Origin of the sequence: Wolbachia endosymbiont of Trichogramma pretiosum (genome assembly GCF_001439985.1) — a bacterium.
Taxonomy (GTDB): domain Bacteria; phylum Pseudomonadota; class Alphaproteobacteria; order Rickettsiales; family Anaplasmataceae; genus Wolbachia.
Window position 1 is genome coordinate 1027876 of sequence record NZ_CM003641.1, and the last position, 26664, is coordinate 1054539.

General features: G+C 34.3%; 27 protein-coding genes, 1 other RNA gene and 3 pseudogenes. 12 read left to right on the forward strand and 19 right to left on the reverse strand.

The genetic code is table 11. The annotated features are described in order from the left end of the window. Positions 1 to 83 precede the first annotated feature (83 nt). Positions 84 to 614, reverse strand: coding sequence for a hypothetical protein (locus tag wTpre_RS05035; protein WP_068652680.1), 531 nt, complete (start codon positions 612 to 614; stop codon positions 84 to 86). 135 nt (positions 615 to 749) lie between these two features. Here wTpre_RS05035 and wTpre_RS05040 point away from each other — a divergent pair, with 135 nt between their 5' ends. Beyond that, positions 750 to 1358: a superoxide dismutase gene (locus wTpre_RS05040; protein ID WP_068652431.1), complete on the forward strand. Its 609-nt coding sequence runs from the start codon at positions 750 to 752 to the stop codon at positions 1356 to 1358. Between the two features lies 1 nt (position 1359). After that, positions 1360 to 2634: a M16 family metallopeptidase gene (locus tag wTpre_RS05045; RefSeq protein ID WP_068652433.1), complete on the forward strand. Its 1275-nt coding sequence runs from the start codon at positions 1360 to 1362 to the stop codon at positions 2632 to 2634. Here wTpre_RS05045 and wTpre_RS05050 read toward each other — a convergent pair. From wTpre_RS05050 to wTpre_RS05065, 4 genes and pseudogenes are all read right to left on the reverse strand, one after another. Continuing rightward, entirely contained in the window at positions 2631 to 2948 is a 318-nt protein-coding gene (locus tag wTpre_RS05050; protein ID WP_068652435.1) for a WD_0736 family protein, read from the reverse strand. The two genes, wTpre_RS05045 and wTpre_RS05050, sit on opposite strands and share 4 nt — an antisense overlap. 103 nt (positions 2949 to 3051) lie before the next feature. Then, positions 3052 to 4263 (reverse strand): tRNA guanosine(34) transglycosylase Tgt, encoded by a 1212-nt coding sequence (gene tgt, locus wTpre_RS05055; protein WP_068652437.1) that lies wholly within the window; start codon positions 4261 to 4263, stop codon positions 3052 to 3054. Beyond that, complete coding sequence (nuoE, locus tag wTpre_RS05060; RefSeq protein WP_068652438.1) at positions 4264 to 4764, reverse strand: NADH-quinone oxidoreductase subunit NuoE; 501 nt, start codon at positions 4762 to 4764, stop codon at positions 4264 to 4266. A gap of 179 nt (positions 4765 to 4943) precedes the next feature. After that, a pseudogene (locus wTpre_RS05065) lies at positions 4944 to 5764 on the reverse strand (helix-turn-helix domain-containing protein); the annotation flags it as partial. 81 nt (positions 5765 to 5845) lie between these two features. Here wTpre_RS05065 and wTpre_RS07415 point away from each other — a divergent pair. From wTpre_RS07415 to wTpre_RS05095, 6 genes and pseudogenes are all read left to right on the forward strand, one after another. Next, positions 5846 to 6842 (forward strand): annotated as a pseudogene (locus tag wTpre_RS07415) (YifB family Mg chelatase-like AAA ATPase); the annotation flags it as partial. 77 nt (positions 6843 to 6919) lie between these two features. After that, a complete protein-coding gene (locus wTpre_RS05075; protein ID WP_245609416.1) occupies positions 6920 to 7471 on the forward strand; it encodes a hypothetical protein in 552 nt (183 codons plus the stop codon). A 154-nt stretch (positions 7472 to 7625) separates the two neighbouring features. Next, positions 7626 to 8810 carry a cell division protein FtsZ gene (gene ftsZ, locus wTpre_RS05080; RefSeq protein ID WP_068652440.1) on the forward strand — a complete coding sequence of 395 codons (1185 nt, stop codon included), beginning with the start codon at positions 7626 to 7628 and terminating at the stop codon, positions 8808 to 8810. Then, positions 8810 to 9208: an EVE domain-containing protein gene (locus wTpre_RS05085; RefSeq protein WP_068652442.1), complete on the forward strand. Its 399-nt coding sequence runs from the start codon at positions 8810 to 8812 to the stop codon at positions 9206 to 9208. The genes ftsZ and wTpre_RS05085 overlap by 1 nt, the downstream gene beginning before the upstream one ends. 340 nt (positions 9209 to 9548) lie before the next feature. After that, a complete protein-coding gene (ybeY, locus tag wTpre_RS05090; protein ID WP_068652444.1) occupies positions 9549 to 10007 on the forward strand; it encodes an rRNA maturation RNase YbeY in 459 nt (152 codons plus the stop codon). Positions 10008 to 10061: 54 nt separating this feature from the next. Continuing rightward, positions 10062 to 10850 carry a succinate dehydrogenase iron-sulfur subunit gene (locus wTpre_RS05095; protein WP_068652446.1) on the forward strand — a complete coding sequence of 263 codons (789 nt, stop codon included), beginning with the start codon at positions 10062 to 10064 and terminating at the stop codon, positions 10848 to 10850. A gap of 3 nt (positions 10851 to 10853) precedes the next feature. Here the strand turns inward: wTpre_RS05095 and wTpre_RS05100 are convergent, their stop codons facing one another. The 4 genes from wTpre_RS05100 to wTpre_RS05115 are packed head-to-tail and all read right to left on the reverse strand — an operon-like array spanning position 10854 to position 14287. Next, positions 10854 to 11990, reverse strand: coding sequence for a hypothetical protein (locus wTpre_RS05100; protein WP_068652448.1), 1137 nt, complete (start codon positions 11988 to 11990; stop codon positions 10854 to 10856). 48 nt (positions 11991 to 12038) lie between these two features. Beyond that, positions 12039 to 12818: a GNAT family N-acetyltransferase gene (locus wTpre_RS05105; protein ID WP_068652450.1), complete on the reverse strand. Its 780-nt coding sequence runs from the start codon at positions 12816 to 12818 to the stop codon at positions 12039 to 12041. Beyond that, a complete protein-coding gene (locus wTpre_RS05110) occupies positions 12808 to 13290 on the reverse strand; it encodes a phosphatidylglycerophosphatase A family protein (RefSeq protein ID WP_068652452.1) in 483 nt (160 codons plus the stop codon). Before wTpre_RS05110 ends, wTpre_RS05105 begins: the two co-directional genes overlap by 11 nt. 19 nt (positions 13291 to 13309) lie before the next feature. Continuing rightward, positions 13310 to 14287, reverse strand: coding sequence for an NAD(P)H-dependent glycerol-3-phosphate dehydrogenase (locus wTpre_RS05115; RefSeq protein WP_068652454.1), 978 nt, complete (start codon positions 14285 to 14287; stop codon positions 13310 to 13312). A 312-nt stretch (positions 14288 to 14599) separates the two neighbouring features. On the opposite strand from wTpre_RS05115, the gene wTpre_RS05120 reads away from it, so the two are divergent. Both wTpre_RS05120 and wTpre_RS05875 read left to right on the forward strand, forming a co-directional pair. Continuing rightward, positions 14600 to 15370, forward strand: coding sequence for a response regulator transcription factor (locus tag wTpre_RS05120; RefSeq protein ID WP_068652456.1), 771 nt, complete (start codon positions 14600 to 14602; stop codon positions 15368 to 15370). Between the two features lie 220 nt (positions 15371 to 15590). Beyond that, positions 15591 to 15734, forward strand: a complete 144-nt coding sequence (locus wTpre_RS05875) for a hypothetical protein (protein ID WP_179945512.1) — start codon at positions 15591 to 15593, stop codon at positions 15732 to 15734. Here wTpre_RS05875 and rnpB read toward each other — a convergent pair. The 7 genes and pseudogenes from rnpB to wTpre_RS07070 form a co-directional block, all read right to left on the reverse strand. Then, positions 15724 to 16070, reverse strand: an RNA gene (gene rnpB / locus wTpre_RS05125) — RNase P RNA component class A. The two genes, wTpre_RS05875 and rnpB, sit on opposite strands and share 11 nt — an antisense overlap. Positions 16071 to 16228: 158 nt before the next feature. After that, complete coding sequence (locus wTpre_RS05130) at positions 16229 to 16534, reverse strand: hypothetical protein (RefSeq protein ID WP_068652457.1); 306 nt, start codon at positions 16532 to 16534, stop codon at positions 16229 to 16231. Positions 16535 to 16698: 164 nt separating this feature from the next. After that, positions 16699 to 17719 (reverse strand): annotated as a pseudogene (locus wTpre_RS05135) (IS481 family transposase); the annotation flags it as partial. Positions 17720 to 18178: 459 nt separating this feature from the next. Beyond that, a complete protein-coding gene (locus tag wTpre_RS07060; RefSeq protein WP_369665142.1) occupies positions 18179 to 18382 on the reverse strand; it encodes a helix-turn-helix domain-containing protein in 204 nt (67 codons plus the stop codon). A gap of 19 nt (positions 18383 to 18401) precedes the next feature. Then, the gene (locus tag wTpre_RS05145; protein ID WP_068652459.1) at positions 18402 to 18737 is read right to left on the reverse strand and encodes a helix-turn-helix domain-containing protein; all 336 of its coding nucleotides are present in this window, start codon (positions 18735 to 18737) and stop codon (positions 18402 to 18404) included. 104 nt (positions 18738 to 18841) lie between these two features. Further along, positions 18842 to 19099 (reverse strand): JAB domain-containing protein, encoded by a 258-nt coding sequence (locus wTpre_RS07065; protein WP_369665143.1) that lies wholly within the window; start codon positions 19097 to 19099, stop codon positions 18842 to 18844. After that, entirely contained in the window at positions 19100 to 19504 is a 405-nt protein-coding gene (locus tag wTpre_RS07070; protein WP_245609418.1) for a JAB domain-containing protein, read from the reverse strand. It abuts the gene before it with no gap. 333 nt (positions 19505 to 19837) lie between these two features. Here wTpre_RS07070 and wTpre_RS05155 point away from each other — a divergent pair, with 333 nt between their 5' ends. Both wTpre_RS05155 and wTpre_RS05160 read left to right on the forward strand, forming a co-directional pair. After that, complete coding sequence (locus wTpre_RS05155; RefSeq protein WP_245609419.1) at positions 19838 to 20611, forward strand: polysaccharide deacetylase family protein; 774 nt, start codon at positions 19838 to 19840, stop codon at positions 20609 to 20611. Between the two features lie 9 nt (positions 20612 to 20620). Next, positions 20621 to 22177: a penicillin-binding transpeptidase domain-containing protein gene (locus wTpre_RS05160; protein WP_068652463.1), complete on the forward strand. Its 1557-nt coding sequence runs from the start codon at positions 20621 to 20623 to the stop codon at positions 22175 to 22177. A 100-nt stretch (positions 22178 to 22277) separates the two neighbouring features. Here the strand turns inward: wTpre_RS05160 and lon are convergent, their stop codons facing one another. From lon to clpP, 3 genes are read right to left on the reverse strand one after another with little or no spacing between them, the layout of a single operon-like run. Then, on the reverse strand, positions 22278 to 24734 hold the full coding sequence (gene lon, locus wTpre_RS05165; protein WP_068652466.1) for an endopeptidase La: 2457 nt from the start codon (positions 24732 to 24734) through the stop codon (positions 22278 to 22280). A 15-nt stretch (positions 24735 to 24749) separates the two neighbouring features. Next, the gene (gene clpX, locus wTpre_RS05170) at positions 24750 to 26027 is read right to left on the reverse strand and encodes an ATP-dependent Clp protease ATP-binding subunit ClpX (protein WP_068652468.1); all 1278 of its coding nucleotides are present in this window, start codon (positions 26025 to 26027) and stop codon (positions 24750 to 24752) included. Next, positions 26027 to 26653, reverse strand: coding sequence for an ATP-dependent Clp endopeptidase proteolytic subunit ClpP (gene clpP / locus wTpre_RS05175; protein ID WP_068652682.1), 627 nt, complete (start codon positions 26651 to 26653; stop codon positions 26027 to 26029). The genes clpX and clpP overlap by 1 nt, the downstream gene beginning before the upstream one ends. Positions 26654 to 26664 lie beyond the last annotated feature (11 nt).

Consider the following 26664-nt stretch of genomic DNA (forward strand, 5'->3'; position numbering starts at 1 on the left):
ATCCTCTTGCTTCTATAGGTGTCTTTATCTCGTCTACTTTATTTTGCCACAGGGATACAATGGTTTCACATGTACTTGGTAGGCTATCTATTTTGAAAAAAAGGACCACCACCTTCACTTTTTGCATCACTAAACTTACTTGCTACTTTATCACTAGTCCAAACTAGTGGTGTAATAACAAGCGCAGCAGGCCAAATGACAGTACTAACAGCATAACTCAAAACTGCGTTAACAAATGTAGCTAATGTATCACTGTGATTACATGCCTTATTTGATAACATAGATGAATAATCTATCAATGATCTTGCATTGCACTTAAGATCATAACTATATGTTACTTTCGCTAACCCTTTTGCCTGCCAGTATAACAGATACGCCAATGCTAGATATAAAGGTTGCAGAATGACACTAGCTAATGCAAAAGTAATAATCAAATTATGGGAATTTTTTTTGTAACTACCAAGAGATACATTCTTCACTGGCCCAATAACACTATTAATACAATGAACGGACTTATAAAAATTACTTTGTGGAACTTGGTTACCTAGAACCCTTTTGGTAGGAACATCTCCTAATTTAACATGTTTCTTAAAATTACCATATGAACTCGAAATATTACCCCTACAAAATAGTAACATAGTTATCTTACTAGTATCGCTTGTTTTAGAATAAATGCAATCACTACTTAACTAAATTATCTATTGCGCAAAAGCACATATTACCATACCATCGAAAATAAAGAGGTCAGCATGAGTTTTACTTTACCTGAGTTGCCGTACGATAAAACAGCTTTAGAGCCTTATATATCTGCAAAGACATTAGATTTTCATTATGATAAGCACCATAAGGGGTACTTAAATAAACTCAACGAACTGGTTGAAAATACAGATTATCAACATATGGAAATTGAGGAGTTAGTAACGAAAGTTCATGGAAATAATAATAAAGTTCCTATTTTTAACAATGCAGCACAAGTTTGGAACCACACTTTTTATTGGAATTCAATAAAAAAAAATGGTGGTGGTAAACCTAAAGATGATGGTCTGCTAGCAAAAAAAATTCAAGATGACATTGGTGGCTTTGACAAATTTTGTGAAGAATTTTCACATTATGGAGTAAGCCAATTTGGTAGTGGATGGGTGTGGTTAGTGCTTGAAAAAGGAAAACTCAAAATCACTAAAACTCCAAATGCGGATCTACCGCTAATTTATGGTCAGGTGCCACTACTTACTATGGATGTATGGGAGCATGCATACTATTTGGATTGCCAAAATCGCAGAATTGACTACATAAAAGTTTTTCTTGATCATTTGATCAATTGGGATTTTGTAGAAGAGAATTTAAGGAAGAATATATAAGATGAATATACCACAAGTAACAAAACTAGATAATGGTCTACGTATAATAACTGAGCGAGTGCATGAAGTTGATTCCGTAGCTTTAAATATACGAGTTGGTGTTGGCAGTAGAGCTGAAAGTGCAAGTCAAAATGGAATATCTCATTTCCTAGAGCACATGGCTTTCAAAGGAACAAAGACAAGAACTGCTTTTGAAATTGCAAAAGCTTTTGACGACATAGGTGGAGATTTCAATGCTTGCACCGGTAGAGAAAGTACAAGTTACTATGCAAAGGTTCTTAAAAAAGATATAAAGACTGGTATTGATATATTAATAGATATATTAATGAATTCTACATTTCCAGAGGATGAATTGGAACGCGAAAAGAGTGTTGTAATACAAGAGATTTTTCAAACTAATGATTCGCCAAGCGATATCATTTTTGATAAGTATTTTGAAGTAGCTTATAAAGATCAACCATTTGGTAGATCAATCTTGGGTACGCAAGATACTGTCAAATCTCTTACTCGAGCTAATCTAGATAACTACATAAATGATCATTACTTCGGCGAGAACATTATATTTGCTGTTGCAGGAAATGTTGAACATGAGGAAGTTGTTCAATTAATCAAAGACTTTCTCTCAAAGATTCATTCAAAAGAGCTAAAAAAAAGCGAGAATGCAAGTTATACAGGTGGTGAGTATTTAGAACATCGTAAATTAGATCAAGTACATTTATTAATTGGTCTACCTAGTGTTTCTCGTGATGATAGCAGATATCACACATTCAAAGTTCTTGATGCCATACTGGGAAGTGGTATGTCATCACGCCTGTTTCAGGAAGTAAGAGAAAAGCGTGGGCTTGCTTATTCCATTTACTCATTCAACTCTAGCTATGCTGATACAGGAATGATTTCGATTTTTGCTGGTACAGATAGCAGTAATCTAGATAAGCTTTTGAAAGCTATAACGACAGAGTTGAACAAATTGTCTACAGATGATTTAAAGGAAGAAGAAGTAAATAGAGTAAAAGAACGGGTAAAATCTCAAATTTTAATGTCACGCGAAAGTGTTAGCTCGCGTGCTGAAACGTTAGGACACTACTACGGTAACTATAATAAATACATCAGTAAAAACGAATTAATAGAAAAAATTAGTGCTACTACTATTTACGATATAAAAAAAGCAGCAGAAGAATTGCTATCTCAGCGTGAAAGGATTACTTTATCTGCGATTGGAGAAATTAATTCATTGCCAAGTTACGATAAAGTGGTTTCTATGCTTAGTGTACTTTAGTTACGTTGCTTATACTCACTAACAAGTTCAATGAATGGTTGCAAAATCCTTTCTATAAAAAGTTTGCTTTCTGGTTCATTCCGTATACCACTAATTATTTTATTGAAGTTTTTTTTGCTGTTTTGTAAAAATAAATAGCTTTCTACTGACTGCACAATAGACAAGGCAGTTAAAATTCCTCCTATCACTAAACAAGAAGCTATAGCAGGTACAGCAGTTGCTGCGATTCCAGTTGTGATCAATAATAAACCAGCTGAGAGTGTAAAGACTGAAGCGCAGAACGCCATTTGATGTTTTTCTTTATTTTTAACCATAAATGCACAACAAAATTACATTCCCACTATGCCCGTATATATAAGGTACTGTCAAGTTTTTAAAGAAGATTAAAAAATGCAACGCACATGTACAAAATATGAACTAGGTATATAATTCACAATGTAGCGGTATTTCACTAATCCAATTGTTTTTTTCCTGATCTAGCTTATCATTCAATATTGCTTGTCTTATTGATTCCATCAACTTATTCATGAAGAAAATATTGTGAATGGTAACGAGTGTGTAAGCCAGCAATTCCTTCGCTTTTATTAAATGGTGTATATAGGCTCTTGAATGTTTTCTGCAAGTAAAGCATAAACAGTCATTTTCAATTGGGTTATCATCTAGTTCGAATCGTTGATTTCGCAAATTAATATGCTCTTTACACTTTGAAGAAATAGAATCTCTGTTTTTTACTTTAACAAGTGCGCCACCATGTCTTGCGAGGCGAGTTGGATGCACACAATCAAATGTGTCAACACCAAGCTCTACTCCACGAAAAATGTCCATAATTCCACCAATACCAAGCAAATGAGTAGGCTTCTCTTTTTTTAAACGTTTCATAGTAAGGGAAACTACGTCATACATCTGCTCTTTACTCTGACCAAGCGATCCACCTATTGCTTGACCAAAAAATGGCAAATTTTTGATAAAGTCACAACTTTCCCTACGTAAATCTTGATACACTCCGCCTTGGCTAATTCCATACAGCGCCTGTTTTCCATCATTATTTTTTTCAAACTCATTTAAAGAACGTTCAGCCCATCTATGGCTCATGAGCATTGATTTTCTTGTGTATTCTTTACTGACATGGAATGGAGTACATTCATCTAAAACTAGGATTAAATCTGCACCTAATTTTTGTTGAATCTGTATAGATTTTTCAGGAGTTAGGCAATAAGTTTTACCATTTATGTAAGAACGAAAAATTGCCCCATCTTCGTTAATTTTGATCAGAGTTTTTTGCTTCTGTCTTATTCCCTTTATTTCTTCCGAAACTGACCCGTGTCCTAAACTAAATATCTGGTATCCACCAGAATCAGTGAGCATTGGTCCACTCCATCCCATCATCTTGTGCAAGCCACCAAGTTTTTCCACAGTATCCTCTCCAGGTTGAAGCATTAGGTGATAAGTGTTGGAAAGTATTATCTGAGTACCTGCTTCTCTGATTCTTTCGATATCTGCAGCTTTAATGGCAGCTTTGGTTGCACAAAATATAAATGCTGGTGTTTCTATGTTTCCATTTGGAGTCTTAATTGTGCCAACTCTTGCAGAACCTGATTGCTTGGTTATCCTAAACGAAAAATTTTCCATCTATTTGCTTGAAAGCTCTGCTATGATATTTTCCACCTTTTTAGGAGTGAGGTTCTCATAAAAGTCATTATTGATCTGTATCACAGGGGCATTAACGCATGCACCAAGACATTCAACTTCCTTTAAAGTAAATAGGTTATCTTTAGTAGTTTCACCAATGTTGATTCCTAGTTTCTTTTTAAAGGTATTTAACACTTCTTCACTATTGCACAACCAGCAAGGAGTTGTTCTACAAATTTGTATGAGATGTTTACCTACTGGTTTTAAATTATACATGGTGTAAAAATTTGCCACTTCATATACACGAATATGTGGAATATGAAGCATGTCAGCAACGCAGCGCATAGCAGATTCAGGAACCCATCCGCATTGTTCTTGAACCAGGTATAGTAAAGGCATGACGGCACTACCTTCTCTACCTTTAGGATACATCTCTATAGACTTTTTCGCTTTTCTGAGGTTGTCTGATGTAAAACTAAACTGTTCTTCTTTCTCTTTCATCTAATAAGGTTCTTGTAAATCTCAACAAATTATACTTGAAGAGTCAACAATTGCAATTGTTGGTTTTTTTTGAGCTCTACAATATTATATTTGTAGATTGGATGAATTCAATTTGTGAATTCTTTACTGCTACTCATTTTCCATATTTCGCCTTGCAGATTATAAAGGTATTAATTTCTTATACCATTAGTCTGTGGAGAATAAGCTTTGGTTCTAGAATGATCAATATTTTCTACTCTCAAACATAACAGGTACGCATGATTCCCTAGTTTACCACAATACTATGTACCAAGATCAGTTAAAATGCGTAGCAATGGAACTTTCTGTTTATCAAAAAATGGTATAACTCTATCATTGAGAAGATCTGCAGCTGTGATAGCAGTTTTCTCCGTATAAAGCTTAGCGAAGGCCACTATAGAGTAGGTGTCAATAAAAGTTTGTTGATAAATTCTTCCAATACCTTTGATATTGCCTACATAATAGGCATCTTGATTACCTAAGTATCCAGGGTGTTGTTTCTAACATTGGCTTCTTTTTGTTCCTTAGTTTTTTTCTAAAGCAGCAACTTGCTCCTCTGTTAAAATTATACCGTCTTGGACCACCTTTGCTTCCAGGGCTTTCAATCTCTTTTTAAAATTTTCGAGATCGTTTCTTTGCCATATTGACCTTATACCACTAGCAGATATTAGAATTCCTTTTTTCTTTAATTCATTAGCTGCTCTTTCTTGTCCATATGCTGGAAACTCTACTGCTATTTTAACTACTGCTTCTTCTGTATCCTTTGGTACTCTATTGGTAAGTAATGGTTTGCTTTTGTTTATCTCATATAATGCTTTTCCCCTCCTGTTTCATATAGCTCTTTGAAGCGGTAAAATGTATCCCTTGCATATCCCATTACTTTACACGCTTGGGATACATCTCCTAATTGCTTTGCAAGTTCTAGTAACCCCAACTTTGGTTCTAGTGTTTTTCTTGTGTTGTACTCATTTCTGACACTCATTTATAATTTATTTATATTTTTATCTTGCTTCATTAGTCTGTTAGATCAGGTCTAAACTGTTACATATTTAAGGATGAGTAGTTAATTCAGTCGGTAACTTTTAACTATAGCGCTGCACCCAAAGAAAAAATCAGTTCCAGATATAAAGGATATTAAAGGTCAAATTGTTGCAAAAAGGGCAGCTGAAATTGCAGCAGAAGGTGGATACAATATGCTTCTTGTTGGACCTCCTAGTACTGGAAAGTCAATGCTTACTAAGCGATTTATAGAGCTATTACCCGATTTGACTGAACAAGAGATGATTGATATTAATATTATCTATAGCATAACAAAAGCCGGTAACGAAACATTTAAAGTAACTCTTCCCTTTCGTGAACCTCATCACTCATGCTCGATGTTAGCGATGATAGGAGGAGGAAAAATGCAAAGCCTGGGGAAATCACCATGGCTCACAATGGTGTGTTATTTCTTGATAAGCTACCTGAATTTCCAAGGCTTGTACTTGATTCTCTACGTCAACCACTTAAAGATAGAAAAGTTACTATTGCAAGTGCAAATGCTCACATTACTTATCCAGCTAATTTTCAACTTATAGCTGCAATGAATCCCTGCAGGTGCGGTTACTTAGGTGATGCAAGTAGATCGTGCAACAAAGCTCCAAATGCGGCACAGATTATAGAAATAAAATATCATGCCCTTGCTTGATAGAATAGATATAAGCATTGAAATGATAAACGTTAGCATACTTTCTTCTTAAATCTCTGTGGAGGGAGAAAGTACCGAGGTTATAAGAGGAAGGGTGATAGCAGCGAGAAAAATTCAAACTGAGCGTTATAGTAAATTTAATATTCGTTGCAATGCAGAAGTCAGTGGTGAAGAATTAAATAAATTCACTGAACCAGATCAGGAAGGGTTAGAATTGCTAAAATACGTATTGAAAGAAAATTATATTTCTAATCGAGGATACACACTCGTATTAAGAGTAGCAAGAACCATTGCAGATCTTGTAAAAAGTGAAGAGGTAAAGAAAGTACACATTGCAGAAGTGCTGAATTACAGAATAAGAATGTATAAATAAATTAATCTACTTGACAGAAAACTTTTTTTTGACGTATACTACTATTAGTTAAATTTTAATATTTTAGGAGTATAATTATGGCGACAGTAGAAACAATTAAATGTGAAGTTGAGGGGTTTTATGATAACGCTTATGCTCTTGTAGCAAAACATCCGTATAGAACGGCTGCCACTTTTGTAGCAATTGCGACAGTAACTTCGCTTACGGCTGCTTATTTCTTAAGTCCGGCTTATGCAACTTTTGTTGGTATAGTTGGAACAAAAGCTGCAGCACTTGTTAGTACTGCGATTACTGCAATGTCTGTATTTGCAGTTGCTCATCCATTCATTGCTAGTTTGGTGGTTCTTGCTGCAGTAGCAGCTTTAATAACTGCACCTATTTATGTATATAAAAAAAGTGATAAGGCAAGTCAAATTGATGCAGTAAAAGAAGTATTCAACAAGTGTGAAAAAGATGGTGATAAACCTGCAATGGACGATAGCACTAAAGAAGTATTCAACAAGTGTGAAAAAGATGGTGATAAACCTGCAATGGACGATAGCACTAATGAGTTAAAAGATAGTAATCGATCAGCGCTCTTGACTGAAGTTCGAGCAGTAGATGGATTAGTTCAACAACCAGAGAAGTAGGTAACTTCAACAAAGCAAAAGGGATAGGTTTCTGTCCCTTTTTTACAATCTTTTTTTGCATTCTAAGTAGTGCTATTTGAAAGACCGCAACTATTATACCTACTGATTAGTAATGTTAAGAAAGTGAATTCACTAATATTTGAGTAAAGTTTAAATGTCAATTGACCTTAGTTTACCAGAGCTGCCTATATTACACCCAAGGATTACAGTTGTAGGAGTTGGTGGTGCTGGCGGAAATGCTGTGAACAACATGATTCAATCCAATTTACAAGGAGTAAATTTTGTTGTAGCAAACACCGATGCTCAAGCGTTAGAGAAGTCATTATGTGATAAAAAAATTCAGCTTGGTATTAACTTAACTAAGGGCCTTGGCGCCGGCGCTTTGCCTGATGTTGGTAAAGGTGCAGCAGAAGAATCAATTGATGAAATTATGGAGCATATAAGGGATAGCCATATGCTCTTTATCACAGCAGGGATGGGTGGTGGTACTGGAACAGGTGCTGCACCGGTAATTGCAAAAGCAGCCAGAGAAGCAAGAGCGGTGGTTAAAGATAAAGGAGCAAAAGAAAAAAAGATACTGACTGTTGGAGTTGTAACTAAGCCGTTCGGTTTTGAAGGTGTGCGACGTATGCGCATTGCAGAGCTTGGACTTGAAGAGTTGCAAAAATACGTAGATACACTTATTGTCATTCCCAATCAAAATTTATTTAGAATTGCTAACGAGAAAACTACATTTGCTGATGCATTTCAACTCGCTGATAATGTTCTGCATATTGGCATAAGAGGAGTAACTGATTTAATGGTCATGCCAGGACTGATTAATCTTGATTTTGCTGATATAGAAACGGTAATGAGTGAGATGGGTAAAGCAATGATTGGTACTGGGGAGGCGGAAGGAGAAGATAGGGCAATTAGTGCTGCAGAGGCTGCGATATCTAATCCATTGCTTGATAATGTATCAATGAAAGGTGCGCAAGGAATATTGATTAATATTACTGGTGGTGGAGATATGACTCTATTTGAAGTTGATGCTGCAGCCAATAGAGTGCGTGAAGAAGTGGATGAAAATGCAAATATAATATTTGGTGCCACTTTTGATCAGGCGATGGAGGGAAGAGTTAGAGTTTCTGTTCTTGCAACTGGCATTGATAGCTGTAACGACAATTCATCTGTGAATCAAAACAATATCCCAGCAGAGGAAAAAAATTTTAAATGGCCTTATAATCAAATTCCAACATTAGAAACAAAAGAGTATGCTTCAACTGAGCAAACAAACGAAAGAGTTAAGTGGGGTAGCAATGTTTATGATATACCAGCTTATTTAAGAAGAAAAAAATAATGCGATTTTGGCTACTCAAGTCAGAGCCAAGTGGATACTCGTGGCAAAAAATGGAGAAGGAGCAGGTGACGCAGTGGGATGGTGTATGCAATTATCAAGCTCAAAATTACATGAGAGCTATGAAATTAGGTGATCTTGCGTTTTTTTATCATACAGGTAAAGAGAGAGTTATACTTGGAATAGTTGAAGTATTAAAGGAGTACTATCATTTTTATAATTCTAAATTTGGACTAGTGAATGTAAAACTTTTGAAACCTTTAAGTAAACAAGTGACGTTAAACAGTATAAAACGAAACCCACTTTTGAAAAATATGGTTATATTAAAACAATCACGTTTATCAGTTTCTCCAGTTTTAGAGACTGAGTGGAATGAAATAATAAGGATGAGTGATGTGTAATACCTGTTGCCAAACAATATTACCTCAGCACACAACATACAGCTGTATGAGTGTTTGTTTCGAAGTAGCCGATTTTTCATCAAACACAAAGCAGTGCTTGACGCTGGGATCCAGATGTAATGGAACCACGTTAAAAATGTTGTGTTTTAATATAGCTTTTATATTTACTCACCTGATGTCTAATCAGAATTCCTGGATCCCAGTATCGGGGCACTGGGATGACGTACTTCTAGTGTATAGTATTCGTATAGTTGTGTGTATGATACGATGGTCTATAACTCTTCTTTTTTTTGGTTCAAATGTTAAGTGATGGGTTAATGTCCTTTCTGGTGCTTTATTCATGTTAGAAGTAAATATTCTTGATAAGAGGTGGCATAGTATTACGAAGGACCCACAGAGTTTTGTATTAAATATTATTAATGCTTCTCTAAAAGAATTGAAAATAGATCATTATAAACCAAATATATCAATAGCTCTCGCTGATGATAGCTTGCTACATCAACTTAATCTCAAGTTTAGAGAAATAGATAAGCCAACTAATGTACTATCATTTCCATGCGAACAGTTATCTATTGAATGTGATCTAGGAGACATAGCAATTGCAGTAGATACAATAGAAAGAGAGTCTCATGAGTACTGTATATCTATCCTCACTCACACTGCACACATGTTAGTTCATGGATTGCTTCATTTACTTGGCTATGATCATCAAAAAGAAGATGAAGAAATTATAATGAAAAGTTTAGAGAGCAAGATTTTAGCTTTGCTTGAATTTAAAAAGGAAAAGTATGGTAGATAATACCAAAATATGTTATTTACAAAAAAGGGGTTTTAGCTGTAAAAGGTAAGCAATATGGTTCAGTTTTCTTTACCAAAAAATTCTAAAGTTAATAAAAAGGGCAAGGTTTATCCTACTCCTACTGGAGCAAAAAATATTAGAAGATTTCAAATTTATCGTTGGTCTGCTGATGATGATAAAAATCCAAGAATAGACACATTTTTTATCGATATGGATAATTGTGGCCCTATGGTACTTGATGTATTAATAAAAATAAAGGATGAAATAGATTCAACCTTAACTTTTAGACGCTCTTGCAGAGAAGGAATATGCGGATCTTGTGCAATGAATATTGATGGTACCAACACTCTTGCATGCACTAAATCTATACATGATATAAAAGGTGAAGTAAAAATATATCCACTACCTCATATGTATATAGTAAAGGATCTAGTTCCAGATCTAAGCCAATTTTATGAGCAATACAAATCGATTAAACCTTGGTTACAAACAGATAAGTCTGCCTTACAAAATAAAGAATACTTTCAATCTCCTGAAGATAGGAAAAAATTGGATGGTCTATCTGATTGTATACTATGTGCTTGCTGTTCGACTGGTTGCCCAAGCTATTGGTGGAATAGTGATAAATTTTTAGGGCCAGCGGTATTACTGCAAGCTTATAGGTGGATTGCTGACAGTCGCGATAATAAGAAAGAAGAAAGACTTGCTTCTTTAAACGACCCATTTAAGTTGTATCGTTGTCATACAATAATGAATTGTACAAAAACCTGCCCGAAAGGTCTTAACCCAGCAAAAGCGATAGCGAAAGTAAAACAGCTTATGGTAGAGAGAGAAGGAGTTTGAGTGTTATTTCTGGCACTCTTCGTAAGAAAATAGTAGACTCTCTGAAGCATAGGGTATTGTTAATACTCTAAACGTTCTTCCGTTGATGAAGTGTATTGCTTCACCATATGATTCCAGTAATCTTTTAAACAACTCATGTCTTTGATTATTAATAGTTTGAAAATCCTTTTTTCCTAAAAGCTTTTTAGATTCAAATAGGTGAAGCATAATCTCGTGATAAGTTGGATAAGACTCCAAAAATTCTGGATCAAACTGAAAAGTTTTTATAAAAGCATTATTATAAAATTTTAGCTTTTGATTCTTACTATATATTGCTACAGCAATCGATATCTTCTCAAGCAAACTTTCTTGTGCAGCTAAACAATTGCTTAGCTCAGTATGTAATTTCTTTTCATCACTAATATCTTTTCCATACATTACTATGCTATTAGAATTTTGCATTGGAACTTCAACAAAATTAAAAACCTTAGGTTCATTCTTGTAAGTTATTACACACTCTCCTGGTTTTATGTTATGGGAGCCACTCGCAACAGTAAATTTTTTAGAGCTGCCTATATATTTATCATAAAATAAGTTATAAAACCTTACTTTTTTATTCTTATTGTGCTTCAGTATTGGAAATGGTAAAGAGTCAAAAATTTTTTTATAGTTCTCCAATTCTCGCACAAGCTTACTATTTTCTAACTCAAGTTCATTAGCTTTTATCTTATAATCGGAGATATTCCTTATCCATAACAACACACCAATCACATTATTAGAATAATCTATTATGCTTTTACCATAACATGTGCAATAAATCTCACTGTCTTTTGACTTTAAATCTAGAGTGAAAGATTTATTTATTTCCTTTGCCTCAGCAAAACTTTTAATTAAGCTTTCTGATTGCTCAAAAAAATTTACAAACTCATTAAATGAATAAAAAACAGTATTAAGCAAAATTAGTAAATTGGGAGAAAATTTTTCTATACGTTTTTTTGCGTCCCAAATATAAAATCCATCATTTACAGTATCTATTAGATTATTTATGATAACATTTTGATGTTCTAAGTCCTTAATTTTATTACTAATTTTTAATTTAGAATATGAGAAAAAGAAGAATACTAGAATTAGTAGTAAAACTATTTCATACAAAAAAAACATAGTATTCCAAAAATAAATATAAAAATTTATAACCTCTCAGCAAAGAGATTATACTGAAGAGGTATGTAAGTGAAGATTGCCCAATACCCTAAAGCCTAATCTCTTATAAAGGTTTACAGAAGGTTTCATGCAATGTGCTACTATGTATTTGCATTCAAATCGCCTAGCTATCTTTATTCTTTCTAAAACCATTTGAGTTCCTATTCCACGACCCCTATAAATTGGTAAGACTCCATCGCTATAAAAACCAGCTATGCTGTCTTGAATATAAAGACCGCATGTTCCAACAATTTCGTTATTTAGCATTACAAGAAAAAATCTTAACCTTGAGCTCTTATCATCATAATTCGATAATTGGCGAAAAAATGTGCTAACAATACTAATTCTGTGATAAAAAATTTTAGAAGTGTGTAAATCTAATTGCTCTAAGAGCTCACTACTATTTACAACATTGAACTTCAAATTTGGAACAGCATCATTAGGCAAAAAATAATCTTTTATATTGAGTAAAACTTTTTTTGGTGTGCTAACGTGTTTTATTTCCCATTTTTCTAAAATACCCCCTGTTTTTATACGTGGACTTATTATCCATGTTGCTTCTATATTTCGTGCTTTGAGATAATCTAGAGTTCTGCATATGGAAAGCTCAGTACATTGATCTTCACAAAACACAAAATTAAATAACGACTCTCTGGTGCCATTTACTGTAAATATAACATTATCAAATTCGTTATGTATTTCCCACTTGGACAAATTCGTTGCATAAAGTATATAATCCTTTAGGTTCTGAATAATTAAGCTTGAATAACAAATTTTTTTATTCTGCATAAATCAACAATAAACAATAAAAGGCTCCTACAAAAATAAAGGCGAAAATTGCAGCTACAACATCATCTATCATAATACCTAAAGGACCTTTTGTATTTTTATCAATCAAATTTATAGGCCACACTTTTATTGTATCAAAAAACCTAAAGGAGAGAAAGCACACCAACAATACAGAGCTATTCATTTCTTGTTCTAATAATATTGAAACTAGAAGTACTGTCAGCAATTGACCAACCACTTCATCAATTACTACCTCTTTTGGATCATGCGGAGTTTTGTAATATTGTATATAATTGCCCGTAGACCATAATCCAACTAAGAATAAAAAAAAAATAATTGCTGTACCTAAAATTATGTTATTGAGTAATATAGGAACAATTGGGTAAGCAGCCAAGCTTCCTATAGTACCTGGCATGTGTTTTACCGTCCCAGATAGCCACCATGTTGATATTAATTTATATAAAAATTTCATAATATACCGAAATATAAAACTAATTTACAAGAACAGAAATAGTATCTTCTATAGAAGTATTTTCATATAGCAATCTATAGATCGCTTCACATACGGGCATTTTTATCTTTAGCTTTTCTGCTAAATCAAATGCGGACTTAGCAGTGTTAAAACCTTCAATTACCGACTTACCTTCTGATAAAATCTGCTGAGCACTAGAACCATTACTATTAGCTACTTTAGATCCAAAAGATAGATTTCTTGAATTTAATGATGTGCATGTCACAACCAAATCGCCTAAGCATGCTGGTCCAAGTAGTGTATTTATATCTACATTGCCTTCACCCACTTTTGCTGAGTATAAAGCCTTAATTTCACTCATACTTTTCGTAATTAATGCTGCATGAGCATTAAACCCAAACCTACCTAAAACAACCCCACATGCTATAGCAAAAACATTCTTTAACGCTGCACAAACCTGTATTCCTATAACATCTCTACTAAGGTACAATTTAATATTTTCTTGCTGTAGCTCTGATGCTAATTTTAAACCTAATACTTCATTTTGACATGCAAGAACCATCGAATATGGTAATTTTCTTGCAACTTCTATAGCAAAGCTAGGACCAGAAAAAACAGCAAGAGGATTATTAGGTAAAACTTCATTGACTACTTCACTAGGTAATTTTAATGTAGATTTTTCTATTCCCTTACAAGCCAAAATTATTGCTACATTTTTTTTTAGGTTACAATCATTCAATTGATGACATATCTCCCTTAGAGACTGAGTGGGAACAGCTAGAATTATTACTGAAGCATTCACTGCATCTTCAATAGCTAATTTTACTGATACCTTATCAGGAATTGGACAATCAGGTAGCTTGTCACTTTCTCTTTTCTCTTTAATTGATTCAAACATGGCCTTATTGCGAGTCCACAAAATTACATTTTTCTTACTACTTAATGAAATAGCAATTGCTGTACCCCATGCGCCAGCACCTAAAACTGATATTACCACTCAATATTCCTGAAAGTATTACTTATAATTTAAAACTGTAGAATAAGTAAACTAAAAATGTAACATAAATATATAAAATAGTTTAAATATCTATTAACCTAAGTATTCTTTTAATAAAAATAGCTTCTATTCAATTTTTACTAGAAATAGTATATCTACTGTATTTTAGATCTATTTGTATAATTTTGGAACGACACATTAACTATTAATTAATAAGTGTAATTTCTATTATTCATTAATAAAAATTTGATTTGTTACTTTCCTTGGTTATATATATTACTAAAATTATAGATTATTTATGGGGTGTAAAATATGCGTATATTATTAGTTGAAGATGATCAAGTAAGTGCAAGTACTGTAGTTAATGCCTTAACTTCTGATGGACATTTTTGCGACGTTGTTACTTCTGCAGAAGATTATAACAATAATATGGTTTCCTCGGGTGGAGACTATTACGATCTAGTTATTCTAGATATACACCTGCCTGGTGATATTGATGGATATGATATACTGTTAAGATTAAGAAGTGCAAAAATCAAAGTTCCTGTTTTAATACTTTCGTGTATCTCCGCTGCCAACCATAAAGCTAAAGGACTTGGGTATGGTGCCGACGATTACTTAACCAAGCCATTTCACAAGAGCGAATTATTAGCTAGAATTAAGGCCATAGTCCGACGTACTAAAGGTCATCCCGAATCAGTGATAAAAATTGGTAATATGAATATCAATTTTGATCACAGGATTGTTGAGGTAAAAGGCAAAACAGTTCACCTTACTAACAAAGAGTATTCCATGATAGAATTGCTGGCATTGCGTAAAGGAGCAGTGTTGACAAAAGAAATGTTTTTAAACCATCTTTACAATGGCTTGGACGAACCTTCAGACAACAAAATAGTTGATGTTTTTATGTGTAAATTACGTAAAAAACTTGAAAGTGCAAATGATGGAATAAGCCACATAGAGACCGTTTGGGGTAGAGGATATGTTCTAAAAGAGTATGTTGACGATGAAGAATACTCTAGTGCTAATATAAGTGAAAGCAGTAGTGACTATCAAGCAGAACAAGTGAAGGACAGCGCATGAAATTTTATGCTTGTTGATTGAAGAAGCGAAAAGGTAGATTTGGTAAGATAAAAACTAATCCTAAAAGTGAGGTAACGTGGTCAGTCTTTTAGAACTTTACAAAGATTTGCAACACAAGATAGAAAGGTTGGAAGCGGAGCTAAAAAGTTATAGGTAAGGAAGTAAGACTTTAGAGATAGAGAATGACGAGTTAAAGGAAAAGCTCGGTTAAATTCAAGCTTTGTTAAGTTCAAAAGGAAATAAAAAAAAAAGAGATAAGCCAAGAAGTAAAAGGAATATAGGTGGTCAAATTGATCGTACAGGGTATGTGAAATATTTGACACATTTACATAGTATTGCTGACATTCATGCATTGCCTAGGTGAAATATAAGCCGAGTTCTGTTTATGTAGCTATTTATCTGGAGTAAATGTTACCATTTACTTCATGCGATTTACCCGAGTAGATATGAGAAAAACATAAAACCTACTTCTATTTAATCTTGCTCCTAGTGTTGGTTACTTGACTACCAATGTTGCCATTGTCATGGTGTGCTCTTACCACACCTTTTCACCCTTACCTAATAATATTTAGGCGGTAATTTTCTGTAGCCCTATAACTGGAGTTACCTCCGGCGGGCGTTACCCGTCACTACCTTCTCTTGGAGCTCGGACTTTCCTCTGCTGTGTTTATCACACAACAGCAGCTACTTATCTCACCTAGAAATTATACTTTAACATTAAAATCACAAAAGCAAAAGAAAATTTCCTAACAGTCTACATACTAAAAACATTCAGACAAATAGCTAAAGGTGATATTCCGGTATATCATCGCTATCCCAAGATAAGCTTTTTTCACTTTTAGACTCTAGCTCAGTCAGTTAAGATCCTGGTCCACCGTTTGAAGACGATGAGCTGCTTCTTGAACGACTACTACTCTCCACCGCTATACTATTTAGCACTGTTTCAGATTGATCCATAGTTCGCATAGATATATGTCTCATTCTGTTATTAGCGATAAAAATTTCTTCATCGCTATTGCCACTTAAAGATGATCGCCTTCTATCATTGAAGTTAGTTAGTTCTAAAACAAGGGCAGAATTACGACCCTTAACATATTTGTATGCTATGAATCCTATAATTCCAGCAATACTTATTATCTCTCCAACCAAAGACCCATCTATCATTCCTGCCCTATTAGACTCTATAGCAAGCTGAGTGGGCTGTGGTGAAGGAGTAGTTTTAGGAAGTAAAGTTGTAGTGAACTATAACAGTTTAGACTTGACCTGACAGAAGAATCGAAGAAGTCAAAACCGACATCAGAATCTATTTTAATGTTATCAATATTTTTTTTTTGGTAAGCAATATGAATACTATCAAAAAAGGTCTGCATAGGAATAGCAATACTTACTGGAATGAGGTCTATCTCTGTTATAAGAATGCAACCAATGATCGACATCTAATTGAAGCTCCTCCAAAGTACTATAAATCTTTTTCCTAAAGATAATATTGTAACATTCATCTTGCATAGTTCTATGAAACCTTTCACATATACCATTAGTCTGTGGAGAATAAGCTTTGGTTCTAGAATGATCAATATTTTCTACTCTCAAACATAACAGGTACGCATGATTCCCTAGTTTACCACAATACTATGTACCAAGATCAGTTAAAATGCGTAGCAATGGAACTTTCTGTTTATCAAAAAATGGTATAACTCTATCATTGAGAAGATCTGCAGCTGTGATAGCAGTTTTCTCCGTATAAAGCTTAGCGAAGGCCACTATAGAGTAGGTGTCAATAAAAGTTTGTTGATAAATTCTTCCAATACCTTTGATATTGCCTACATAATAGGCATCTTGATTACCTAAGTATCCAGGGTGTTGTTTCTAACATTGGCTTCTTTTTGTTCCTTAGTTTTTTTTCTAAAGCAGCAACTTGCTCCTCTGTTAAAATTATACCGTCTTGGACCACCTTTGCTTCCAGGGCTTTCAATCTCTTTTTAAAATTTTCGAGATCGTTTCTTTGCCATATTGACCTTATACCACTAGCAGATATTAGAATTCCTTTTTTCTTTAATTCATTAGCTGCTCTTTCTTGTCCATATGCTGGAAACTCTACTGCTATTTTAACTACTGCTTCTTCTGTATCCTTTGGTACTCTATTGGTAAGTAATGGTTTGCTTTTGTTTATCTCATATAATGCTTTTCCCCTCCTGTTTCATATAGCTCTTTGAAGCGGTAAAATGTATCCCTTGCATACCCCATTACTTTACACGCTTGGGATACATCTCCTAATTGCTTTGCAAGTTCTAGTAACCCCAACTTTGGTTCTAGTGTTTTTCTTGTGTTGTACTCATTTCTGACACTCATTTATAATTTATTTATATTTTTATCTTGCTTCATTAAGCTGTTAGATCAGGTCTAAACTGTTACACCAAAATTCTAAAAGTAGTGAGACCTTTTCTTGGGTGAATAAATTAAAAGACAACAAAACGACATCCGTAGGACGTTCTTGAGGACGTTCTTGATTGGAGACAAGTGGCTATGTTTCACATAGCTACTTGTATATCATAAATAAATGGTTAACTATTACAAAGTAAAGTTCTTTTTACCATAAATAATTTGCTTTAATTAGTATTGCTCGTAGAAGTGTTTTATATTACAAAAAATACTTGAACTTTAAAAGTTGTACTATTTGTTAGCAAGAGCCTTTATCACTGAATCCACAGTATCACGCAATGTTTCATCTTTAATTTTTCTATATTCTCTTACTAATTTGATATTTCTTCGCTGCCCACATCGCTACGGAAGGCCTTATTATGCAAGTCTTCAGAGCCTTGGTAAAAAATATGACATATCAACAGACAAAGCTTCTGCCAAATTATACAATCTATCAACTACAAGCCTTACCTCTCCAGTTTCATATCCCTGTATATGCTGAAATGAAATTCCAAGATTTTTTCCTAAGTCCCTTTGGCTAAAACCACATATTAGCCTTCTTTTCCTTATCCTTTCACCTATTTGCTTATCGATAGGATGTTGTACGGTCGTTTTACGTACCGGATAGTATACTTTGAGAAAAAGATTTTACCAATATATAAACTGCACTACTTAACCTTTTGCTCTTAATTTTGTTATATCCTTTGACTAGTTTTAGTATTTCTTCATCATAAGCTTCATGTGAGTCAGTACGTATACCAGTAAGGAAATCAGCAACATCAATTGATAGGGCTTTTGCTAAGTCATATAGCCCACTGACTAAAATGCAATTTGAACCATTTTCGTACCTTTGTATCTGTCTATATGAAACACCTGTTCTTTTTCCTAGTTCAGTTTGTGTAAAACCACAGTATAACCTAAGTTCCTTTATTTTTTTACCTAATTCCACCTTTTACTACTAATTCTAGCTGTTCAAGCTTATATTGAATTTTTTAATTTATGAAGTGAAAAAAAAAGAAGGAAAGCTAGAGAACTTTCCTTCCGGTCTACAGATTACAATAAACCACTTTCATAAAAACTAAAGTGGCTTTTCTGTGTTACGATTATATGATCTATCAATTTCATTCCTACATTTTCACAAGTTGCAGCTAATGTAAGTGTGTTATCCTCATCCTCCTTTGACGGTTCTATATCTCCACTTGGATGAGTGTGTGAAGTTGCAACAGATGCTGCGTCAATCAGTAACCACTGCTTTATTATTTCCCTCACATATAATAGAGGTACTCTGTCTATAGTTCCATAATCTTGAATCTACTCATATATTAAATGACCACTTCGATCTAAGTATACCACTCGTAAGCTTTCCTTTCGTGACTGCCCTATTGCTGCTTTAAAGTATTTTAGCAGCTCTTCTCTATTATCAAGAATCGACAGCTTTTTTAACTTACCTTTCAGTATCATATCAAAAATCTCTTTTAGACAAAAGATACTTGCTATTGCTCCATCGTTCATTCCTGTAACATTTTTTAGCTCATAAAAATCAGAATTAATTACCCTTCCCAAACTACTAAAAAGCTCCATTAGCCTTTTGGCGACTTCTCTTCCTTCTGTACAAGCAGATAGATTACGTTCCAATAGCTCATGGTCAAGTAAAGATCTTCCTCTACTTGATAGAATACGAGTTTCCAATTTTTCTTTTTTCTCACTATTATTCATAAAAACCTCCAAGATCAAAATTATATACAAATTCAGCGCCAGCTTTCTGACTTAGTAGTTCTCGAGGAATAACCCTTTTGAACTCTAAATTTGCAATGTTGTCCTTGTTGCTTTAAAAGCTGGAATACCATTTGCCATGTGAATTTGTGCATTAACATTTACTGAGCTGGTTCCCTGAAGTGCAACGGTATTTATATTTGCAATCATACTATATTATATAAAGTTATTAATATAGTATATTGACAAAGTAACGAAGTAAATAGTAGCTGTTAAAAGTGGTTTAATTTAGCAAAAAAGTGTAGTACTCTACCACTCTACTGATTATATATTTTTATGAGGACAATCGCTCTTCTTTTGCTATATTCAAGCGCAGTTTTCTGTAGTGATTGTAACTTTAACTTACCATATCGTGGGCTCAGTTGTGATTTGGATCTATCATATAGAAGTTTAAGTAATATAAAGAAATTATTGAATAACAAAGATAAGTTCGTTGCACTTACGTTTGATGATGGACCTTCTTATAATAGAGCAGGAGATATTATTAATATTCTGGAGAGCAATAAAGCAAAAGCGACATTTTTTGTGCTTGGTGAGCGTATAAATAAAAAAACATCTGAAATAGTAAACAAAATCCATAAAGCAGGTCATGAATTAGGTAATCATTCTTGGTCGCATAGGAAGTTGACATCACTTTCAAGTGAGGAGCAATTGCAAGAACTGGAAAAGACAAATGTGGCAATTAAAAATGCAACAGAACAGAATGTAAAATGGTTTCGTCCACCATATGGATGTTACAATGATAATTTAATCGAAAATACTAATCGATTAAATATATATTCCATAATGTGGACAGTTGATTCTCTGGACTGGCAAGGCGATAAATCAGAGATTCTGGTTGAAAGAGTTTTAAGCAATGTACATAATGGAGCAATTATATTGTTGCATGATCACGATAACAAATCAAATACAGTTGAAGCTTTACCTCAGATTATTAAAATACTAAAAAAATGGGGTTATGAGCTTGTTACCTTAAGTGATTGGGAAAAGAGGATTTGTGATGTGGTTAAATCTACAAATATGCCAATAAGGAGAGGAAATGCATTCTAAAGGAATTCTATGTGGACAAAAAACAAGGTCTTCAACCGCAGGGCATTCATATTAGGTGGTATTCAGCTTACTATTTCTGCTATTTTTAGTTATAGGTTGTATACTTTACAAGTACGAGATAGACAAAAATATGAAGTGCTATCCGATAATAATAGGATAAAAGTTGTTACTATTGTGCCTAAACGAGGTAGGATTTTGGATAGGAATAGTGTTGAACTCGCAGTAAACAAAATTTCGTATATTGTCTTATTTGATGGGCAGAAAACCTTTACTAGGGAAGTTGATTTGCAGATGTTATCAGAAATTAAACCTGATTTAACAAAATCATCAGATACAAAAATAACTGCTCTTTATAAACGTTATTACCCGTTTGGTTCGATATGTTCTCATATAATAGGATATACAAAAAGACAGCAAGACATAAATGAAGCAGGGGTTAGTGGAATTGAATATACATATGATCATGTATTAAAAGGCAAGACCGGAAAATCTGAGCAGGAAATAAATTCTAAGAAGCGTATCATGAGAGAGTTATCTAGCATACCGCAGCAGGACGGACAAGATATACAGTTGACAATTGATATTGATTTACAGGAGAAAATTGCAGAGATATTTAAAGACCACCAAGGTTCCACAGTGGTAATTGATGTAAATAACGGAGAAATTTTAGCATTATATAATTCACCTTCTTACGATAATAATCTTTTCACTAGCAGATTATCAAATGAAACTTGGAAAAATTTAAACAATCCTTCATTACCGCTTGTAAACCGTGCATTATCATATCAAATTCCACCTGGTTCAATATTTAAAATAATAGATGCGCTTGCGGGTTTAAAAGATGGAATAATAACACCAGAAGAAAGGTTCTCGTGTAGGGGATATATGAAAATAGGTGAACGAAAATTTCGTTGCCTAAAAAGCAAAGTCCATGGATATGTATCTTTAAACGAGGCAATGGCCTTATCATGCAACACTTACTTTTATAATATAGGAAAAAAAATAAATGTAGATTCTCTACTAGAAATGGCTAGCAAATTTGGTATAGGAAGTGGACCATTCATTGGAATGTTTAAGGAAGAAGCTCCTGGATTGTTGCCTGATGTGGATTGGCGTGCACGCAAGCTATATTCAGAGTGGTATTTAGGTGACACCATTAACTTAGTTATAGGACAAGGGTATTTACTTACAACACCACTACAGCTTGCGGTTCTTGCAGCGAGGGTTGCAACAGGAAAGGAGGTAATTCCCCACATTGAGATGAGTAAACCAGGGCAAGACTTTCTTGATATTGATGTGAATCATGAGCATCTTAGTGTGGTTCGAAAAGCTATGCTTGACGTGGTGAATGCTAACTATAGAAAAGGACTAGGCAGTATACAAATTGCTGGCAAAACCGGTACACCAGAGATAAACTCTAAAGGTGAAAGTCATAAATTATTTATCGCTTATGGCCCCTACCATGATCCGCGCTATGCAATCTCAGTGTTTATAGAACATGGCAAAACCCCACGCCAAGATATTGCAATTGCTAGTGAGATATTGCAATATATGCTTGAAAAATGAACTTATGAAATTGCCGTATATGTTACTTGTAATTGATGTATTCAAACCAGAGCTTTGAGGTTGAAAAAAAAGAAACGAAAATTGCATAAAACTTTTCAATTTAGTGCTTTAATGTTTCTAACTCAGAGAAGCTACTATCTTTATTTTCTATGGAGGAAGGTAGAATATTTTGACTATCACCATCAATTGAAGTAATAGGGCGAGTTAAAGCAATTTTTATAACTTCATCAATATTCTTAACAAAAATTACGTTGATCCCTTCTTTAATATTTGCGGGAATCTCCTGTATATCTTTCTCATTTTCACTTGGTATAATCACAGTTTTGATTGATCCTCTTAGCGCAGCAAGCAATTTTTCTCTCAAGCCCCCGATAGCCAAAACTCTACCGCGCAATGTTACTTCGCCTGTCATAGCAACACTTTTGTTAACTGGTATATTTGTCATGAGAGAAACAATAGATGTACATACTGCACTGCCAGCAGAGGGACCATCTTTTGGCACAGCACCTTCAGGTACATGCAAATGTATATCATTATTTTGGAATTTTTTGGGCTTTATACCGAAAAATAAACAATTTGATCGCACATAACTATACGCAGCTTTTATAGACTCTTGCATAACTTCTCCAAGCTTTCCTGTATATTTTATCTCCCCCTTACCAGGAATTAGGACTGACTCTATCATCAAAATATCACCACCTGTTTCAGTATAGGCAAGACCAGTTACTATCCCTACCAAACTCTCATTTTCTGCAATGCCAAAGGTATACTTACGTACCCCTAGATAATCCTGTAAATTACCAATCTCTACGGATATTTTCTTATTTTTATCAGTTAATATTGCTTTAACTGCTTTTCTCATTAGTTTTTCAAGTTCCCTTTCCATGCTTCGCACGCCGCTTTCACGTGTATATAAACGTATCAACTCGTACAATGCTTCATTGGTTATTTCCCACTCCTTCTGATGCAAACCATGCTCTTTTTTTAATTTTGGAATAAGGTGATGTATAGCAATACTGATCTTCTCGTCTTCGGTATACCCAGATAATTGTATAATTTCCATCCTATCACGCAAAGGATGCGGTAAATTTAAGCTATTTGCTGTTGCTACAAACATTACACTTGAAAGATCAAACTCAACCTCCAAGTAATGATCTGTAAAATGTTTATTGTGCTCAGTATCCAAAACCTCAAGTAATGCAGATGCAGGATCACCACGCGAGTCAGAACCCATCTTATCTATTTCATCAAGAAGGAAAAGCGGGTTACATGAATTAGCTTTTTTCATGTGTTGAATGATTTTACCAGGCATTGAGCCAATATAAGTTTTCCTGTGTCCTCGTATTTCAGACTCATCACGTATACCACCAAGAGATATGCGAACAAAATCTCTTCCTACTGCTTTTGCCATAGACTTAGCTAAAGAAGTTTTACCAACACCAGGTGGTCCAACTAAGCAAAGTATAGGACCCCTTATCTCTTTTACTCTCTTTAATACTGCTAAAAATTCTATTATTCTATCTTTTACTTTCTCTATGCCATAATGATTCTCATCTAAGATTTTTTTAGCGGCATTTAAGTTAATTTTTGCATCTTTGTACTTTCTCCATGGTAAATCAAGCAACCAATGCAAGTAACTAGATATAACTGTTGCCTCAGGAGAAATAGGATTCATTTTCTTATATCTCTTTAAGTCAGTTATGGCTTTCTCTTTTGCTTCCTCAGAAAGCTTTGTTTCATTTATCTTTTTTTCAAATTCATTGAGTATATTCCCTTCATCTCCATTTTCAAACTCACCTAATTCTTTCTGTATAGCTTTTAATTGCTCATTAAGGTAGTAAACTCTTTGAGTACTTTCAATCTGTGATTTGATTGTCTTATACAAGCGGTTTTGTGCACTCAAAATACTTATTTCTCTCTCAATAAGAGCAAAAACTTTTTTTAAACGCTCTTTTGGGTTATAAACTTCAAGTATGTTTTGCTTGTCTGATACCTTTATATTTAAGTGCGAAGCTATCATATCCACAATTTGATTAACCTCTTTAACTTGATCAATGGGGTCAATAATAATCTCGGACCGACTTTTCTTGCTTAGTTTACACCAATTGTCGAATGCATCTATAACAGAACGCCTTAAGGCTTCTAAATCAATATTATCTTCATTTTCTCCATACTCATAATGACTATCCAACTCTACTCTGGCCTCTAAGAAAGTGTGAGAGCTAATATATTCTATAACTCTTCCCCTTCTTACCCCGTGAACCATGACTTTTACCGCATTGTCAGGCAGTTTTATTAATGGTTGTATAATATTTGCTAACACGCCTACTTCATAAAGATTCTCTGGCTCTGGATTATCAACAGAACCATCTTTTTGTGCTATGAGAAAAATCTCGTTTTGGTGACTACTGCTACTTATTGCATACTCTAATGCATGAACAGATTTTTCTCTACCTACGAATAAAGGCAACATTATATTTGGAAAAATTACTACGTCTCTTAGAGGTAATACTGGTAATACAGCAGAATTAAAGTTTACAGCACGTCCAATACTCATAATATATGCCTCAAATTAATCATTAACCGTTATAACACTACCCTTATTATGATGATTAATCGTCGCTTTGCCTAATTCTACCATTTTCTTAGTAACCGTTATAGTGCTACCTTCAAAACCTCCGTTGCCGGATATATACATAACATCAAGCAAAAGTGACTCTAAGATAGCACGTAACATCCTTGCACCTGTTTTATAGCTTATAGCTTTTTTAGCAATAGCTGATATTGCTTCATCTGAAAACTCAAGGTTTACTTTACTAAATGCAAGCAATGCTTTATATTGTTTTACTAGCGCATTTCTTGGTTCTGTCAACACATGTATTAAATCCTCGTGATCCAGCTCATCTAGAACAGCAGTTATTGGAACCCGTCCTACAAATTCGGGTATCAAACCGAATTTGATTAAGTCCTCAGGTTGAGTGTCGTGTAAAGCATTTTTTTTCTTTTGTGCTTTAGACTGACTTATATCCGCGCCAAAGCCAACTGATGTGCCCTTTTTTCTTGCCTCAATAATTTTATTTAGGCCTTCAAAAGCTCCTCCACAAATAAATAGTATTTTACTAGTGTCTACTTGTACAAACTCTTGTTGCGGATGTTTTCTCCCTCCTTGTGGAGGAACATAAGCAACCGTACCTTCCATGATTTTTAGCAGAGCTTGTTGGACCCCTTCACCTGAAACATCACGGGTTATTGAAGAGCTTTCAGACTTTTTTGTGATCTTGTCTATTTCATCGATAAATACTATACCATGCTGTGCCTTTGCAACATCATAATTTGCAGCTTGTAATAGACGTGACAACACGCTTTCTACATCATCACCCACATAACCTGCCTCAGTCAAAGTTGTCGCATCGGCCATAGCAAATGGCACATCTGAAACTTTAGCAAGTGTTTTTGCTAGCAAAGTCTTACCAGAACCAGTAGGGCCAATAAGCATTATATTTGACTTCTCAATTTCAATATCACTTATAGAATGAAGTTGCACCATGGATTGACAATGGTTATACATAGCCACAGATAAAACGTGTTGCGCATGTTCCTGACCTACAACATGCTTACTAAGAAAATTTTTTATATCTTCAGGTTTCTTTAGTAATAGCTTCATATCAGATATGTGATCTGAATTAAAAGCTCTCTCTTTCTTTTGACTTATTGCTTTATGGGATAACTCTATGCATTCATTACAAATGAACACCTTTAAACCATCTGAAGAGTTAGTAATCAATTTATCTACTTCGTTTTGTGCCTTGTTACAAAAAGAACAGTAGTGTAAATCATTATTGTTATCCATTAAACTACCTTTTGTTTAACTTTAATATTTTCAATCTTCATATCTTTACGCTCAGCTATTACTCTGTCAATTAAGCCAGTTTTCATTGCTTCTTCAGGATCCATGAATTTATCTCTTTCCATCATTTCTTCAATTTTCTTTAGTGAATTTCCTGTATGTTTTTCATAAATTTGATTTAATTTTTTCTTAACTCGCAAAATTTCATTAGCATGTATTTCTATATCAGTTGCTTGCCCATGATAACCACCAGATGGCTGATGTATCATAATTCTTGAATGAGGTAGCGAGTAACGTTTACCCTCTGCACCAGCTGTAAGCAATAAAGAACCCATAGATGCAGCTTGACCTATACACAAAGTTGAAACGTCTGGATTTATATACTGCATTGTATCGTAGATCGATAAACCAGCAGTTACAACACCACCTGGTGAGTTAATATACATACAAATGTCTTTATCGGGATTTTCCGATTCTAAAAATAAAAGCTGTGCTACTATTACGCTGGCCATGTTGTCTTCAATAGGGCCAGTTACGAAAATTATTCTTTCTTTTACTAGCCTTGAATATATGTCATAAGACCGCTCACCGCGACTAGTTTGTTCAACTACAATTGGTATAAGAGTCATACCTTTTCCTA